The organism is Cellulophaga sp. L1A9, assembly GCF_009797025.1.
GTDB lineage: Bacteria > Bacteroidota > Bacteroidia > Flavobacteriales > Flavobacteriaceae > Cellulophaga.
In genome coordinates this window covers 1,216,620-1,233,374 of the sequence record NZ_CP047027.1, presented here as the reverse complement: position 1 = coordinate 1,233,374, position 16,755 = coordinate 1,216,620, and the positions used below count along the sequence as shown (strand labels likewise).

The following is a 16,755-nucleotide window of genomic DNA, read 5'->3' as shown; positions in this document are numbered from 1 at the left end:
ATTGGTTGTTGGGGTTGAGTCGTAACTAATTGTAAGAACTTAACAAGTTTTAAATATTTTATTTAAAAAATTTAATAAAATATTTCTGTTATAGAATTGTGATAGTCTTTGATTCTATTTGAACTATCTAAATTGAGAAGTGTTGTTATTGTTAGCATTTGAAAAATATCTCGACTTAGTTATAATTACTAATAAATTGTTTAAGATATGAAAAAGAGTGTATTTATAGTATTTTTTTTAATAGGAATTAATTTTGGGTTCTCACAGGCTACTACAGAATTTTTCTACAAAACGGATGTTTTTTTTAAAACTTATGTGGCCAATGGTAAAGTTAAGTATGAGGCTATAAAGAATAATAAGGAAGATTTATTAGCCTTAAAAAACATGATTTCAACGCTTGTTGTGTCTAAAGAAAATACCCTAGAATATCAAGCGTTCTGGATAAATGCTTACAATATATCCGTAATTGATGGGGTTGTAGCTCATTACCCTATTAAATCTCCTTTAGACGTTGCTGGTTTTTTTGATAAAATCACCTATAAAATAAGTGGAACAAGCATCACCCTTAATGATATAGAGAATAAGAAGTTAAGAGCAGAGTTCCCTAAAGAAGCGCGTTTTCACTTTGTATTGGTATGTGCAGGTTTGGGTTGCCCACCTATAATTAATAAAGCTTATCAGCCTTCTACATTAGAGAGTCAACTTACACAACAAACAAAAAAGGCAATCAATAATCCAAGCTTTATTAGGGTAGAAAATAATAAAGTAAACATCTCTCAATTATTTGAGTGGTATAAAAAAGATTTTTTGCAAAAAGATGCATCAGTGACAGCTTTTATAAATAGCTATAAATCCGATAAGCTTCCGGAAGACGCTAAGGTTGGCTATTACACCTATGACTGGCGCTTAAATGAAACTAAATAACTAAGTATTAAAAATATGAAAAACCAAAACTACGCAGTATTAGCAGTATTAATCTTAGCAACTTCATTTGGATTTGCACAAGATGAGGAGCAGAAAAGTAACATTCAACAATATACGCCGTCCAAATTAATAGGAAAAGGGCAGTATGATGTAAAGTGGTTTAACAACTTGTATACCCAAACCGAAAGTACTTTTTCTGATGGTAAAGAACCACGGCAAACATTCTTCACCTCTAGTTTAGAGGCCTACACAGGTGTTGGTGAAAATAAAAGATGGAATTTAGGGGTCATTTTAGAATTTAGATCTAATGTCATTAATGATAGAAATGCTTTAGATGTTTTTAAATTCGATGGAGAAGATGCTTCTGCCCGTTCGGGACTTACGTCAATTGCACCATCGGTAAAGTTTGTGCCTTTTGCAGCAGTAAGTAACTTTAGTATTCAGAGTTCATTTTTTATTCCTTTAGTTGATAATGAAACGGAGAATGGTGTATTCTTAGATCAAAAAGGGTATACATGGCAAAACCGTTTTTTCTACGATTATACTTTTCCAGGAGATAAATGGCAATTGTTTTCAGAATTAAATTCAGAGCTTCATTTTGGTGATAAAGAAGAAAGCTTTGCCAATAATAGTTTAAGCTTAACTCCAGGATTGTTTTTAAGTTATTTTCCAACATCTAAATTTACAGTATTGGCTTTGGCGCAACATTCGCAAAGATTAGATTTGGGTAATGATTTTTCACAAGATTTTACAGCAGTAGGTGGAGGAGCAAAATACCAATTAACGAATGCGTTAAATTTAGAGCTCCTGTATACCAATTTTGTTAGAGGTTCTAATACTGGGCTAGGAGAAACCTTTAACTTAGGATTACGAGGTATTTTTTAAAGCCTGTTTAATAAAAGCCTATTTTTGAATTATAAATTAAATTTATTTAATGAAGAAAATAGGTATTTTATTTCTTTTTTGTATTCAAATTTCATGCTCTAGTCAAGATAAAGTTAAAATTAACGGGTTGAGTTTTGTGTCGTCAAGGATAGAGGTGGCGCAAGAACATATTCAAGAGGTTGTTGATTTAAATGCGAATCATGCGGCAGTAATGCCTTTTGGTTTTATTCGTGATTTGAGTTCGCCGGAAGTAACGTTTAACACCGAGAGGCAATGGTTTGGCGAAACTAAAAGCGGGGCAAAGCAGTATATTGAAATGCTCCATAAAAATAATATAGCAGTGATGTTAAAGCCTCAAATCTGGATATGGCGCGGCGAGTTTACGGGGAGTTTGAAAATGAATAGCGAAGAGGAATGGCAAACCTTAGAGAATTCTTACAGTGATTTTATATTGACCTATGCGAAATTAGCGCAGGAAGCTCATGTAGAAATACTCTGTATTGGTACAGAATTAGAGCAATTTGTTGTGAATAGACCGGATTATTGGATGAAGCTTATCCTCCAAATAAAAGACGTGTATAAAGGCAAGCTAACTTATGCATCTAATTGGGATGAATATAAAAAAGTACCTTTTTGGAAGGCCTTAGATTATATAGGTGTAGATGCATATTTTCCTCTTTCTGAAGAGAAATCTCCTTCTGTAGCGATTCTCAAAGTTGGATGGCAAAAATGGAAAATGGGTTTAGCTGAAATAGCTAAAACTACAAATAGGCCTATTCTTTTTACGGAATATGGGTATAGAAGTATGGATTATACCGCAAAAAAGCCATGGTTGGTAGATAGGAACGATGAAAATGTAAACTTAGAAGCGCAAGTGAATGCTACCGAAGCTATTATTAAGGAGTTTTGGTCCGAAGACTGGTTTGCTGGAGGATATGTTTGGAAATGGTTTATAGATCACAAACAATCTGGTGGTGGTACAGATAATAGATTTACGCCTCAAAACAAACCTGCAGAAGAAACGTTGAGACAGCTCTATAAATTGAATAATTGATTAGCAATATTATCATGAAATTACGTGCTGTACTTATTTGCTTTCTTTTAATAATATACAGTAACGCATTAGGGCAGGAATTAACTATTAATGAAATTATTTTCACTGGTTTAAAAAGAACCAATTCTTCTTTTATATCAAAAATAATTACATCAAGAAAGGGTGATGTCTTAGATACCCTTGCTTTAGAAAATGATATTCTAACATTAAAAAGATTACCGCCTGTAGCAAATGCTACTTTTAAAATAAAGGAACTGAGTACTCATACCGTTCAGGTTATTTTTACCATTGAAGAAAACTTTACATTAATTCCGTTTGCAAACCTTTTTAGTTCTTCAAATGATGATTTTGCATTTCGGTTAGGCTTGCAAGAGTTTAATTTATTAGGTCGGAATATTACCTTAGGTGGATTTTACCAATACGATATCTTTAACTCTTATGGAATAAATGTAAGAGCACCATATTTATTTTCTAATAAATTTGGTTTGGCGCTTAGCTATAATGATTTTACAACCCAAGAACCAGTTTTTTTTAGTGAAGCTACAGCAGATTATAAGTATAATAATAAAGGAATAGAGGTTTTAGGGCTCTACCAGATAAACTTAAAAAATACGGTTGAGATTGGGTTTTCGTTTTTTTCTGAAGACTACCAATATATCAATGGGTTTACAAGTAATGAAGTGCCAACAGCCTTAAACGTAGATAAGCATTTATGGAAACTGTTGTATAATTTTGATGCTCTTAATTATCATTACCAATATATAAATGGTTTTAAAAGTGCTTTAAATCTGCAGTATGTACAAAGTACAAATAGTAATCTTCCAGATTTTGTTATTGGTTTCAATGATTTTTTATTCTATAAGCGCATTGGGCAAAAAGGAAATTTGGCCAATAGAGTGCGTTTGGGTTTGGCGACAAACTCAGATAGTCCTTTTGCTCCTTTTACCTTAGATAATAATTTAAATATTAGAGGAGTGGGAAATACAATAGATCGTGGTACTGGTGCTATTGTTTTTAACACAGAATATAGGCATACTTTAATAGACAAAGAATGGTTTGTATTGCAGAGTAATATTTTTATAGACGGTGGTTCTTGGAGAAATCCAGGAGGTAAGCTTAGTGATTTTAATCAAAATGAAAATATCAGAATTTATCCTGGTGTAGGTTTGCGATTTATGCATAAAAAGGTTTTTAATGCTATTTTCAGGATAGATTACGGATATGGCGTAACAAAAGACGCAACAAAGGGATTAGTATTTGGAATTGGACAATATTTTTAATAATATTTACTATAAATAACAATATCAATGAATTGCAAAAAAACAATCCCCCCTTTTTTGACACTGTTTGCTATAATTCAGTTTGGTTTTTCTCAGGGAATTCATCAAACATTTATTGCTCAAAAAGGTGACGGAATTGTTTCCATTTTATGGAGAGAAGGCTTAGATTTAAATCTTTATTATCAAGAATTTTTAAAACTAAATAGAGGTTTAATCGTGGATGGAAGTTACCTAGAACGAGGTAAAACCTATAAGATTCCGAATAGTGACACTTCTTTTAGGAATATGGGAAGACAGATAAACTTAGGTAATCAAGAAGATTATCCAATTTTCGATACCACTAAAATCGCCTTAAAGAAAAGGGATACATTACTCAAAAATACAGTCTATTATTTACTTGTTGATCATTTTGATGCTGAGAATTTAAAGCTAGAAAAAGTAAATTCTAAAAGTAATTATGAATTAGCAACGGCAATGGCCGCTAAACTATTAGAGCACGGTGCGCGGGTTTTTTTATTTGAAAATAATGAAGACACTGCTACAGGATTAGGCGATTATGTGGCAGCGATTAATAACCGATATTTAAAACATCAGGAAGAATATCAACGTTTATTGGTCGTAGATTTAGGGAACGGAAATCTGAGTACTTCTTCTTCAATTTTTATAGGTCATGACCAGAAAAGTAAAGAAGGAGAACATTTTGCAAATAGTATTACGAGAACTTTTAAAGCGAGAAAGTTTAGGTTGAAAACAAACCGAAATGAATCTGAATTTTTAGCAGATAAAACAAATGTCTATTTAATTAATAATGTGTTGCCTGCACTAACGTTTGTTACCGTAGAAAATCAAAGTAAAAAAGCACAATCCAATTCGGCAACTGAATCAAATAAAAGTAAATTTGTCAATGTAATCACTACTGGTATACAAATTGATTATTCAACAATAGTTATGGAAGATAAAAAGTAATTTTTCCAAAGACTTAAAATCTATAAAATTGAATTTTAAAATTAGACTCTTCAAGTTAGGCGTTAAAAACGTTTTATTCTTCTTAGTATTTCTTGCTATACTGCCACTTTGTGCGCAAAATTCTGCTAATTTAGTGATTGCAGAAAAAGGCGATGGTATTTATTCTTTGTTAAGGAAACAAGGCGTAAACCCCTATGAAACCTACGAAGAGTTTGTTTCTATAAATGCGCATAATTTACGGGACAGTATTCATTTGTATGAAGGTAGATCCTATCAAATTCCGAGTGTAGAACAGAATTTAAAGGTTGAAACAGAAACTAAATCTGTTGCGGGTGTTTCTTATGAAATATTTGGTAAAAAGTATGCAGAGGTAATTCCGCAAAGCACAAAATTAAAAAATAACGTGTATTATTTAGTGTCAGGTCATGGAGGGCCAGACCCCGGAGCGATGACTACTTACGTTGGAAAATCTATTTCAGAAGATGAATACGCGTACGATGTTACGTTAAGGTTGGCTAGAGAATTATTATCTCACGGTGCTATCGTATATATAATTATCCGTGATCCTGATGATGGAATACGTGATGAGCGTATTTTAGAAATTGATCATGATGAGGTTGCTTATCCTAATGAGGAAATACCATTAAATCAAGTAGCACGATTAAAACAAAGAGTGGAAATAGTAAATAAATTGTATAAAGAACATAAAGGTAAATACCAACGTTTAATTGTAACGCACGTAGATAGTAGGAGTAAAGGTCAGAATATAGATGTTTTCTTTTACCATCATGAAGATAGTAAAAATGGTAAAAAGCTAGCAGAGAGTATTCATAAAACTTTTGAGGCAAAATATAAACAATATCAGCCTAATAGAGTCTACTCTGGTACTTTTGAGGATAGAACAGCGCTTTATTTAGTAAGAAAAACACATCCTGCAATGACTTTTATTGAGATTGGAAATATTACCAATGAAAAAGATCAACGTAGAATTATAGATCCAGATAACCGCCAAGCACTTGCAAAGTGGATTAGTGAAGGGGTTATTCTAGATTATGAAAACTAAACAGCTATTTTACGCCTATAATAATCATATAATTTTTCAGGACCTGCGCCTAAATAATTTTTAAGGTGAATTACTCCAAAATGATATTGTAGGATTATTTTACCTTTTTCATCATATCTTCTTGTAGATGTTTTTACCTGAAATGGGAGTACAGTAAAGTTTGATAATTTATATACGCGTCGTATGAATTCATTATCCTCATAAATAATGTAATCCTCGTTGAAACCATCAGTTTGTAAAAACAGTTTTTTTGTAATGTACAGAGATTGATCGCCGCCTCTGCAAATACTTAAATTTAGACGGGTTAGCCAACCAAAGAAATTAAGAAAGGTGCTGTTCGTGTCAAACTTTAGTTGAAAGCAACCTACCTTATTTTCTTTTTGAACTTCTTTGATAATGAGTGTTTCAAAATTCTTTGGTGGGAAAGTATCTACATGTAAAAAATATAAGATAGCTCCTTTTGCAAACTTAGCTCCAGTATTTAGTTGTTTCGCTCTACCTTTTGATGAGTGTACTACTCTAGCACCATTCTCTAAAGCAATTTGAGTAGTTTTATCAGTGCTTCCGCCATCAATAATAAGAATCTCTTCAATATGCTCAGGACTACTATGTATAGTTAAGTAATTGAGAATTTTACCAATGCACTGCTCTTCATTCAGAACAGGGATAATAATGCTTATTTTAGGATTACTTGATTTCATTTAAGCTCCAGTTGTAATCAAGATATTTTACTTTAGCGTCTGTGTTTATGGCTATTTTGCTATACGGTTTTATATATTCTTGTAATGATACTTTTTTCGTAAAATCACTTTTGTACCATTTAAAAATATTAGAAAGTTGTAATTCGTTTTCTGATATAGTATTACGGGTGGTATCGTTTATAAAACTGAAAGTTGCTTTTTGTAATTGAGCTTCCATTGTTGCAGGTAGGTAAGCTGTATTTACTAATTTAGGACAGGAATAAGAAGCACAATTAATCGCAAAATGAATTCTTGGTTCATTCATTTTACGTAAAATTTTATGTTCAATATTTCCAAGTGAATACGTTTTATTTCCAATTTTAACCCATTCTTGGTCCCAAGGGCCTTTAATATCTTTGATGCTTTTTACGGGATAATTATCTAGAATTAATTTTACCGTAGCGGCGTTGTATAAGTTGATATAATAGGCTAGTTTTTCATCTTTAGACCATTGGTCTGTGGGAGCATTCTTAGCTAAGCCATCTAAATAAGTGCTTAAAGCTAAAGCATCTTCTTTAAAACCTTTATAGTTTACATTTCCTTTTTGGTCCACGTATTTTCCAAGGAGCGCATTCCATTCAGCATGGCTGGGTGTGGTATTTACATTTGGTACCGTGTTATTGGCACTCGTAAAGTTAAAAGAAAACAGGGTAAACAGTATTAAGGAAAAAACTTTCATAACTCACTTTTTTAGATTAGTTGAAATTTAAAAGATAACCTTACAAGATTTGTTTTATATGTTTGTATAATCGTTTAAACGTACTTTTTCCTTTAAAGTTGTTTGATTAGTTCTCTAAATAGCTGTACCATACTAGGTTCTGTTTTTTCAGCAATGGCTATAATATCATTTATATCGACAGGTTCTAAGTTTTCAGGGTTGCACTCATCGGTTATAACAGAAACTGCTATCACAGGTAGACTTAAGTGGTTTGCTACGATAACTTCTGGAACGGTACTCATGCCTACAGCATCTGCACCTAATATTTTTAACATTCTATATTCAGCTTTAGTTTCTAATTGTGGACCTACAACAGAAGCATAAACGCCTTCTTTTAAAATTATATTTTCTTTTTCTGCAATCAAAAGCAGCTTTTTACGCATCTCAACATCGTAAGGAGCGCTCATATCTGTAAACCTGCTGCCAAACTCGGCTACATTTTTAAAAGCAAGTGGAGAGCCTCCTTGAAGGTTTATGTGGTCTTCAATAAGCATCATATTGCCCTTTTTTAAATCGGTATTAATGGCACCAGAGGCATTAGATATAAAAAGTTTTTTAATGCCTAATTGATGCATCACTCGTATAGGATACGTGACATCAACCAAATCATAGCCTTCATACATATGAAAACGTCCTTGCATAACGACCACTTTTTTTCCTTCAAAAGTTCCGAATATTAGTTTCCCAGAATGAAATTCTACTGTGGCTAATGGAAAATAAGGAATATGGTTGTAGTGTGCTTCAATAGGATTTTCTAATTCATTAGCTAGTCTGCCTAGTCCTGTTCCTAGTACGATACCTATTTCTGGAGTATCAAAACCCTTGCCAATTAGGTAGTTAACAGATTCATCTAATTCTCTTTTATTCATTGCTATTATTTTTTTAGTAACGTTTGAAATGCTGGATGTTCTTTTATGTCTTCAAGAACATCAACATCGTTCCTTGTCTCTAATAAGTTTATTTTTTTAGGTTCCAGATTTTTTAGGGTATCTCTAAGTACGGTGGGGGTGCCCCAAGCTTTATCCGTAAAAACAGAATGTTCTAAAGTTTTCATTCCTAATAAGTAATAACCACCATCTTCTGCTGGACCCACAACGAAATCAGAAGAATCTAAACGATTGAATGCATTTTCTAGATCGGCTTGAGTTAAATCATACATATCACTGCCGATAACGATAATTTTTTTATATCCTTTTTTGAATCCTGCTTTAAAAGCATTTTCCATTCTTAATCCAAGGTCAATTCCTTCCTGTAGTTTCTTGTCGTAAGTTTCATTATTCCAAATATCTTTTTCCCAAATATCCTCTGAATAATATACGTATTTTTTGGCCTTTAAATTTTGCGTAATTTCTGCAGTATGGTGGAGTAGAAATTTATAGATTTCTAATGCTTTCTCATTACCCACACTAGCGGCTAATCTAGTTTTGCACTTACCAAGTTCAGGGTTTCTAGTAAAAATTAAAAGAAGGTTTTCTTTAGACACAAGCGTTTTTTTAGTTTATTATTTTATTGCCTTTGGTCAATAATTTACCCCAGTACTTACTAAAAACATGGACTTTGTCAGTTTTGTTTTCTTTAGCATCATATACTGGTAAATCTTCTTCTACCCATTTAAAAATTCCTCCATATAAATTTTGAACGTTTGAATAGCCCTTAGCGGCTAATTTTTCTCCAATATTTTCTGAACGCACCCCTATGGAGCAATACACTACTATTTTTTGCCTCTTATCTTGTATGCTTATTTGGTTAATATCAAAATGATTATACCCTACCCAAATGGCATTTTTTAAGTGACTAACATTATATTCTTTTAATTCTCTTGTATCTAGAATTATAAGGCTGTCTTGTTTTTGTAGCTCTGTTACCGTGATGTAAGGGATCGTTTCTTTATTTAGTTTTTCTAGCGTTTTTTCAATAGTTCTTTGTCCTACTAAAAAATTAGTAAAACTTAGAAGCGTTATTAGAAAGAAGAGTTGCTTTTGCACTATACATTATTTTCTAACAAAGATACCAATTAGAGAAGTTGATTTCAAAACAGATTTTTATGTTTCTCTACAGTGTAGCTAATTTTAATCTAAAAGAATAGGAAGAATTAAATCACTTCATCTTAAAATTATTTTTTACTTTTTTGAAAAACTTTTAGACTATCTCTATTTTGAGAGACTATGATATAAGGATTTTCTTCTTTGGCATGTTTTACTTTAATCATATGTTTTGCATCACCTGAAACTAAAAATCCACTTTCACTAGTGCTAATAGGTTTGAAATTTCCTTTTCCATCACCTTCCAGTAAACATCCATTTAATGCATCATAGCGGCCTATAAAAACTTCATTCCCAAAATCATTCCCAACTAATAAAAGATCTAAATTTCCGTCATTATTATAGTCTAGATTTAAGATGCTATTTATTGGAGCAACTTGTGCTTCCCAGGGTAATTGTGTGTATTTGAATTTGCCGTTGCCTAGATTTTCAAGATAAATACTTCGGTCGTAATTGCCCGTTAGTGTAGTAGCCCCTTCTAATTCTTTTTTAGATAAAATAGTTTTTTCGGTAGCAAGAGCATACTCCTTATAAGAGTTAAATTTTGATCTAAATAGCGTACTCTGGCTATAAAGATCTCCCCAAAAATTAACGGGGAAGGATTTAAAACTTGCATCGTCATAACTATTCTTGAAGTAAGCAAACATAATAGGGTCTATTGTTCCGTTTTTATCAAAATCTTTCGAAATCAATGTAATAGGCCTTTCTTTCGAGGGTTGGTATAAATTATTAGCACCCATGTTTCCAACAATAAAATCAATATCACCGTCTTTGTCAAAATCTGCCCCTGATATGCTTTCCCACCATCCAGTAAGACCGTCTAGCCCTGTATTCGTTATTTTTTTTAATGATTTAGTGTCATTTTTAAAAATAGTGATAGGCATAAACTCTCCAACTAAAACTAAATCTTTAGTACCATTTAGATCAATATCTTCCCAGGTAGCACTTGTAACCATGCCAATATTTCTTAGTTCTGGTGCATAACTATCCGTAATATCTTCTAATTTTCCGTTATTGTTTTTAAGTAAAAAACTTTTATCTGCAATTGGGTATTGAGCAAAAGGAGTTCTACCACCTACAAACAAATCAACATAACCGTCATTGTCAAAATCTGTTGCCGAAACTATGGAGCCACTAGCACTTATTTTGGGCATTTTATCAAGCGCTACAGTAAAGGCTCCTTTACCATCGTTTATAAGTAACCTATCTTCATAAAAGCTATCGTCTAGCATAAATTCATTGCTGCCAGATACTAAATAAATATCAAGGTCACCATCATTATCTAAATCAAAAAACGCGATACTTTCTTCCTCGAAATTTTTGTTTTTGTCATCATCAAATAAATTTTTCTGAATAAAATTGCCTTCCGCTTGTTGAAAAAATACTTGTGGAGAAAAACCAGAAGAACTTCCTATGATAAAATCTTCAAACCCATCACCATTTAGATCTCCCGAAGCAAGGCAAGGCCCGTTTTGTGTAAGTTTATGAGGTAAAATGCGTTGTGCATTAAAATCTATAATATCTAGTTCTTCATGTTTGTAATTGATACCAGCCTTTTTTGTAATGTCTGTCAATAGCGGCTTTGCGTTTTTTTGAATAAAAGGAACGCTTAGTTCTTCCTTCAAAGGTAGGTGCGCATTGCTATACTTGAATTGTATTTTTTGGTTGGCAGCTATATTTGATCGTTTTTCAAATTTGCCATCAGACCAAAGAATTTCTATGCTTTTTATCGTTTTTTCTTCTCCTAAACCAAAATGCAATTTACGGTCTACAGAAGACATATATCCTCTACTTAAATAATGTTCTTGATATTGAAATAATTCATTTTCAAATCTAATAACGACCTTGCTGCCAATACCTAATTTATTTGTTTTAGGACCAACTAAATCAACTTGAATGTAATTGTTTTTTTTAGTACTATTATTTTCAAAAAGGAAAGCTTCGTCATTAATATTATTCACTACGTAATCTAAATCTCCATCATTATCTAAATCGGCATAAGCAGCACCGTTAGAGAAAGAAGGAATATTAAGGCCCCATTCTTCTCCAACATCTATAAACCTGCCTTCTCCATCGTATTTATAGGCGTAATTTGGAGTCTTTATTTCTGGGATAGAATCTAATATTTGACTGTTGCTTAAATAGCGGCTTACATTAAATTTAAAGTCGCGAAAATCTAAATCTGTAATATCTCTAGGGAAACCATTGGTTATTAGTAAATCTTTAAAGCCGTCGTTATCCATATCGGCAAATAGGGGAGACCAACTCCAGTCTGTTTTAGAAACACCAGCCATAAGACCAATTTCGCTGTATGGTAAATTGGGGCCATTTCCTTTTTGCAGCATGTTGCGGCTGTATTGATATTCGTAATCAAATTTTTCGTTAAGGATGTAGCTCGTATATTTATTTTTATCAATGGTAGTTTTTAATCTTTGATTTGTTTCTCCCAACATGTCAAGCGTAATAATATCTAAATATCCATCATTGTTGAAGTCAGAGATATCTGATCCCATTGAGAATTTACTTTGATGCTTGATAAGGTCTTTTATTTGGTTTGAGAAGGTTCCGTCTTGATTATTGAAGTAGAGAATGTCATTGGTTAAATAATCATTACTCACATAAATATCTGGCCAGCCATCGTAATTTAAATCGGCTATTGCTAAGCCTAGACCATACCCTTCAATAGTGATACCGGCCTCGAGAGTTACATCTGTAAAAGTTCCATTACCATTGTTGTGGTATAATTTATCATTGCTCAAAGAAGAGCCGTCAATAATTTTTTTCCTATAATTGGAAGGGAGGATATGGATGTCGACATTATTAAGTACATATAAATCTAGTAGACCATCTTTATCGTAGTCGAAAAAAGTAGCATTCATACTATTTTCATTACCCGATATGCCGTATTCATTAGCTTTTTCTACGAAGGTTGGAATGCCATTTTCGTTTAGTCCTTGGTTTATAAAAAGCTTATTTGCTTTTTTATCTTTTGATAACATTGCAGAGCAAACGTAGATGTCTAAGAAACCATCATTATTAATGTCAACAAGGGCAACGCCTGTGTTCCAATTTTCTTTAGCTTCGGTTCCAGATTCATTTGAAATATCTATAAATTTTAAATCTCCTTTATTGAGATACAGTTTATTGGCTTGTTGGTTTCCTGTAAAATAAATATCAGGTAAGCTGTCATTATTAAAATCACCAACGGCAACACCTCCGCCGTTAAATATATACTCATTATTAATAATGTTAAAACTATCTGTTTCCACTATTTTGTTATTAAACGTAATGCCAGAGTGATTAGAATTAATTTTAGAAAATAGCTTATCGTCTTTCTTTCCGCAAGAACTGATTATTGAAAATATAATAATTGAAATAAAGATTAGATTTTTCATGGTATTAGGTGTGTTGTGGTATTTGATCAATTAGAATATTGTAGGGTAATTTGTTGGTCAAATTAAGAATTATTCGTGACACTCGCTATAAGACAAAGTATTACTTTATAAGTTTTTGGTTATTAATAATTTGTGCTAGAGTAACGGTATCAATTCAAGATACATTTCTTTTCAATCTACCTCAAATTTATTTTTGGATTATTGTAAAAATCAGTCCAATACTCATCTTTTTTTTAGTTTTAGTAAAGCTTGATGGCTCTAATTTATTTCAAAAAAAACCACCCAACAAAATTAATGCGGGGTGGTTTAGTATTTTTCGCGCTAGAAAAGTTTTAGCGCAAAACCATATTTGATTATTCTATTGCAGTAATAAAGTCAATAGCACTCTTAGGTAGTAGAACCTTGTCTATAATATGGGCTACACCGTTTCTAGCTAAGATGTCTGCAGTCATAATATTCGCATTGATATCATTGGTTTCATCGCCAATAACAAAATTTATACTACCAATAACACTAATGATTTCTATATCTCTTTCAGAAACAGTGGTTACTGTTCCTGCCTCTAAATCATCGCTTACTACTTTACTTGCTAATACGTGGTATAGAAGTATGTCACTCAGAAGTTCTATTTCTTCATCAGTATCAAAGTCAGCTATGCTAGTATAGTCAGCTCCTAATGCATCAAAAAGATCAGCAAAAGCAGCATCTGTAGGAGCAAAAACAGTCGCAGGTCTAAAATAGGTGAAATTAGTTGCGGTAGTATCTTGCACATTCATAGCATCCGTAAAAGCTCCAACCAAATCGGTTGCAATTAATGCTTCTTCTAGTACGCTTAATTGCGCAGCCCCACTTACTATAGTAGCTAAGTCATCAGAACCAAGAAGTGTTATGAAGTCTAATGCAGCTTGCGGTAAAAGAACTTTATCAATAATGTCTACAACACCATTTCTTGCATCTCTATCTGCGGTGATTGTACTTGCCGTAGTTGCAGTGGCATCACCAAATGCAAATCCGGTACCATCAGCAATTACGTCAACAGTGTTATCTGTTAAAAGCGTTGCTGCTGGTCCTACAACTAAGTCTGTAGAAGCATTTGCTGGTGGTAATACATGGTATAAAAGAATGTTACTTAGCAATGCAATTTCAACTTCATTGTCAAAATCATCAAGGCTACTATAATCGTCTCCTAATGCATCAAGAAGATCCTGGAATGCTTGGTCGTTTGGTGCTAACACTCTTGCGGTATCCAATCCTGCAATTGCATCTACCAAACCTGCTTTTTCTAAAGCACTCGCCAGAATGCTTAGGTCTTCAGTACCCGTTGCCCATTCTAAGATAGTCGGTCGCGTATCAAAATTTAACGCATCTATTGCTGCTTGTGGTAAAAGTACTTTATCTATTATATGAACGATACCATTATCTGCAAAGAAGTTCGCCTGAGTGACTGTAGATACTGGATTTGTCTGTGACAACTTTGTTGCGTCTAACAGTTGTACATCACCATCTGCTGTAACTATAACTGAAAGGTCATCTCCTAAAACGGTTGTTAGCGTAGCGCCATCTGAAAAAGAACTCGCTTCTATGTTACCAGGGACTACATGATAGGTTAATATCTGCGCAAGCAAACTTGCATCAGCATTTGCAAATAAAGCATCAGTTGCAGATATATCATCTGTAGCTTCAAAGCCGAGGGATTCTGCTAATTCAGTAAAAGCTGCGTCGTTAGGAGCAAAGACGGTAAAAGGGCCAGCACCTTCTAGAGTTGCTGGAAGATCACCTGTTGCAGCAATAAGAGCGGCTTCTAAAGATGTTAAATTCCCAATGGCACTAATTCTGGTAAAAACAGTACCTGGACCCACAATGGCTTCACCAGGTGAGTTTATATCATCATCTTCACATGAGCTTAACCCCAATAAGGCAAAAAATGCGAAGACAATACTAATAGTTTTAAATTTAGTCATATCTATGTTTTGTTAAAATTAAATTTTTTAAATGATGATTAATATCCAGGATTTTGAGATAAAATTCCTCCACTTAAATCTATCGCAGTTAAAGGAATAGGTAAAAGTTGATGTTTCTCTTCAAATGGATTTGCTTTAGTACCAAAGTTAGATATGGTACGGCTTTCATTTACGATATACTCATTGATAACACTAACACCGTTACCCCATCTTCTTAAATCGAATAAACGATGCCCTTCCATACTAAGCTCTAAACGACGTTCATGACGTACTGCTTTTATAGCGAAGTCTTGACTTGTAAAAGAGGTGTAAGGTTCAATTTGGTAATTGGCAGCATCATCATCTCCTTCAGCATTTTGAATATAAGTCATGTTTTTAGCTCTGTTACGAACTAAATTTACCCATGTAAGTGCAGAAGCTAAATCATTTGTTTCAGCAGCTGCTTCAGCGCCCATTAACAATACATCAGCAAAACGAATAATATGGTAGTTAATACCTGCGTGCTGTTGACCCCATGCGCCAGTACCTTGGTTATCGGTGTCTCCTGATTGGTAAACGTTTTTAGCTGGTAGGTATGGACCTGAAATATCTGAGAAAGTTGCACGAATCCATGAATGACCAGGGAAAGTGCCATAACCGTTATAATCAATACCTCTTCTACCTACTGTATAATCTAATCTTGGATCTAAAGGACCAGTGTGTGGTGTAAATGCAACTGCATCTTCAATACCATAGTCATTTTCTACATCAGTTTCATTAAAAGTATCCAATAAAGGTAGACCTGAACCATCTGTTTGAAAAGCATTCACTAAATCTTGAGATGGTTGGTAAAAACCACAGCATGATCCGAATGGTCCCGGGTTAGGAAAATTTAATACGCCCCCAATATTTCCATTATATGACACTGCGTCATCCGCAGTAAATTGAATGGCAAAAATAGCTTCAGAACTGTTTTCTCCAGTACTTTCCCAGTTTGCTACAAACTCAGGATTTAATGAATAAGGACCATCATTAATTACTTCTTCGAATAAATCGAAAGCAGGTGCCCATTCAGATTGTTGTAAGTGAACCTTACCTAAGTAAGCTTTAGCTGCCCAAGAGCTTGGTCTACCTGATTCCGCTTGTGTAGCAGGAAGGTTATCAATTGCAAACTGAAAATCAGCTTCTATTTGATCCCAAATAGGACCTGGATTTGGCTGATTGAATTCTGTGTTTGCATAGTTTTCTTCAGAAATATAAGGAACGTTTCCGTAGATTCTTTGCAATTCAAAATTAAAATGACCACGTAAAAAACGTGCTTCAGCAAGTTTCCCAGTTAAATCAGCAGTTTCAATTGTTGCAATTAATGCAATAACTGCATTTGCACGGTTAACACCTGCAAAAGTAGAAGACCATTTTCCAAGTACGTATGGGTTACCGGTTGTCCAATTATAGGTTTCCATTTCAAAAAGGTCAGCTTGATCCCCATCGGTACTACCCTTGTGGGCATCATCCGCCATAACATCAAACCACCAGTTGTCGCCACTAGCAGCAAATTCATTACCAGCTCTATTAAGACGTATTCCATCTAATGTAGAATAAGCACCTACAAGTAATAATTCTACTCCAGCCTCATTTTGTACCGCGGCATCACTTAATGCGCCAACAGCTGGCTGCTCTGTAAAATCGTCGCTACAAGCACTTATAGCAACAAATAATGTGAGTAAATAAATTAAATTCTTTTTCAT

The 16,755-nt window shown here is 33.6% G+C and carries 14 protein-coding genes; 6 read left to right on the top strand and 8 right to left on the bottom strand.

Annotated features, from left to right (window positions below; translation table 11 throughout):
- Positions 1-207: 207 nt before the first annotated feature.
- Genes GQR94_RS05300 through GQR94_RS05275 form a run of 6 tightly spaced genes read left to right on the top strand, consistent with a single transcriptional unit; the run spans position 208 to position 6,172 of the window.
- A complete protein-coding gene (locus tag GQR94_RS05300; RefSeq protein ID WP_158974493.1) occupies positions 208-924 on the top strand; it encodes a DUF547 domain-containing protein in 717 nt (238 codons plus the stop codon).
- A gap of 15 nt (positions 925-939) precedes the next feature.
- On the top strand, positions 940-1,809 hold the full coding sequence (locus tag GQR94_RS05295; RefSeq protein ID WP_158974492.1) for a hypothetical protein: 870 nt from the start codon (positions 940-942) through the stop codon (positions 1,807-1,809).
- Between the two features lie 49 nt (positions 1,810-1,858).
- Positions 1,859-2,863, top strand: a complete 1,005-nt coding sequence (locus GQR94_RS05290; protein WP_158974491.1) for a glycoside hydrolase — start codon at positions 1,859-1,861, stop codon at positions 2,861-2,863.
- Positions 2,864-2,877: 14 nt separating this feature from the next.
- Positions 2,878-4,143 (top strand): outer membrane protein assembly factor, encoded by a 1,266-nt coding sequence (locus GQR94_RS05285; RefSeq protein WP_158974490.1) that lies wholly within the window; start codon positions 2,878-2,880, stop codon positions 4,141-4,143.
- Between the two features lie 27 nt (positions 4,144-4,170).
- The gene (locus tag GQR94_RS05280; protein WP_158974489.1) at positions 4,171-5,109 is read left to right on the top strand and encodes a hypothetical protein; all 939 of its coding nucleotides are present in this window, start codon (positions 4,171-4,173) and stop codon (positions 5,107-5,109) included.
- Between the two features lie 28 nt (positions 5,110-5,137).
- Positions 5,138-6,172, top strand: coding sequence for an N-acetylmuramoyl-L-alanine amidase (locus tag GQR94_RS05275; protein ID WP_158974488.1), 1,035 nt, complete (start codon positions 5,138-5,140; stop codon positions 6,170-6,172).
- Here GQR94_RS05275 and GQR94_RS05270 read toward each other — a convergent pair.
- The 8 genes from GQR94_RS05270 to GQR94_RS05235 form a co-directional block, all read right to left on the bottom strand.
- Positions 6,169-6,873: a TIGR04283 family arsenosugar biosynthesis glycosyltransferase gene (locus GQR94_RS05270; protein ID WP_158974487.1), complete on the bottom strand. Its 705-nt coding sequence runs from the start codon at positions 6,871-6,873 to the stop codon at positions 6,169-6,171. The two genes, GQR94_RS05275 and GQR94_RS05270, sit on opposite strands and share 4 nt — an antisense overlap.
- Positions 6,860-7,591 carry a DUF547 domain-containing protein gene (locus GQR94_RS05265; RefSeq protein WP_158974486.1) on the bottom strand — a complete coding sequence of 244 codons (732 nt, stop codon included), beginning with the start codon at positions 7,589-7,591 and terminating at the stop codon, positions 6,860-6,862. Before GQR94_RS05265 ends, GQR94_RS05270 begins: the two co-directional genes overlap by 14 nt.
- Before the next feature lie 92 nt (positions 7,592-7,683).
- Positions 7,684-8,499, bottom strand: a complete 816-nt coding sequence (locus GQR94_RS05260) for a purine-nucleoside phosphorylase (protein WP_158974485.1) — start codon at positions 8,497-8,499, stop codon at positions 7,684-7,686.
- Between the two features lie 5 nt (positions 8,500-8,504).
- Entirely contained in the window at positions 8,505-9,113 is a 609-nt protein-coding gene (locus tag GQR94_RS05255; protein WP_158974484.1) for a TIGR04282 family arsenosugar biosynthesis glycosyltransferase, read from the bottom strand.
- Between the two features lie 10 nt (positions 9,114-9,123).
- Positions 9,124-9,615, bottom strand: coding sequence for a rhodanese-like domain-containing protein (locus tag GQR94_RS05250; RefSeq protein WP_158974483.1), 492 nt, complete (start codon positions 9,613-9,615; stop codon positions 9,124-9,126).
- A gap of 128 nt (positions 9,616-9,743) precedes the next feature.
- Positions 9,744-13,067 carry a VCBS repeat-containing protein gene (locus GQR94_RS05245; RefSeq protein ID WP_158974482.1) on the bottom strand — a complete coding sequence of 1,108 codons (3,324 nt, stop codon included), beginning with the start codon at positions 13,065-13,067 and terminating at the stop codon, positions 9,744-9,746.
- A 353-nt stretch (positions 13,068-13,420) separates the two neighbouring features.
- Positions 13,421-15,028, bottom strand: a complete 1,608-nt coding sequence (locus GQR94_RS05240; RefSeq protein WP_158974481.1) for a fasciclin domain-containing protein — start codon at positions 15,026-15,028, stop codon at positions 13,421-13,423.
- A gap of 38 nt (positions 15,029-15,066) precedes the next feature.
- Complete coding sequence (locus GQR94_RS05235; protein WP_158974480.1) at positions 15,067-16,755, bottom strand: RagB/SusD family nutrient uptake outer membrane protein; 1,689 nt, start codon at positions 16,753-16,755, stop codon at positions 15,067-15,069.

Coding starts and splice junctions, on each gene's coding strand:
- GQR94_RS05280 (WP_158974489.1), top strand. CDS start 4,171: ATGAATTGCAAAAAAACAATCCCCCCTTTTTTGACACTGTTTGCTATA.
- GQR94_RS05300 (WP_158974493.1), top strand. CDS start 208: ATGAAAAAGAGTGTATTTATAGTATTTTTTTTAATAGGAATTAATTTT.
- GQR94_RS05270 (WP_158974487.1), bottom strand. CDS start 6,873: ATGAAATCAAGTAATCCTAAAATAAGCATTATTATCCCTGTTCTGAAT.
- GQR94_RS05285 (WP_158974490.1), top strand. CDS start 2,878: ATGAAATTACGTGCTGTACTTATTTGCTTTCTTTTAATAATATACAGT.
- GQR94_RS05265 (WP_158974486.1), bottom strand. CDS start 7,591: ATGAAAGTTTTTTCCTTAATACTGTTTACCCTGTTTTCTTTTAACTTT.
- GQR94_RS05260 (WP_158974485.1), bottom strand. CDS start 8,499: ATGAATAAAAGAGAATTAGATGAATCTGTTAACTACCTAATTGGCAAG.
- GQR94_RS05290 (WP_158974491.1), top strand. CDS start 1,859: ATGAAGAAAATAGGTATTTTATTTCTTTTTTGTATTCAAATTTCATGC.
- GQR94_RS05235 (WP_158974480.1), bottom strand. CDS start 16,755: ATGAAAAAGAATTTAATTTATTTACTCACATTATTTGTTGCTATAAGT.
- GQR94_RS05295 (WP_158974492.1), top strand. CDS start 940: ATGAAAAACCAAAACTACGCAGTATTAGCAGTATTAATCTTAGCAACT.
- GQR94_RS05240 (WP_158974481.1), bottom strand. CDS start 15,028: ATGACTAAATTTAAAACTATTAGTATTGTCTTCGCATTTTTTGCCTTA.
- GQR94_RS05245 (WP_158974482.1), bottom strand. CDS start 13,067: ATGAAAAATCTAATCTTTATTTCAATTATTATATTTTCAATAATCAGT.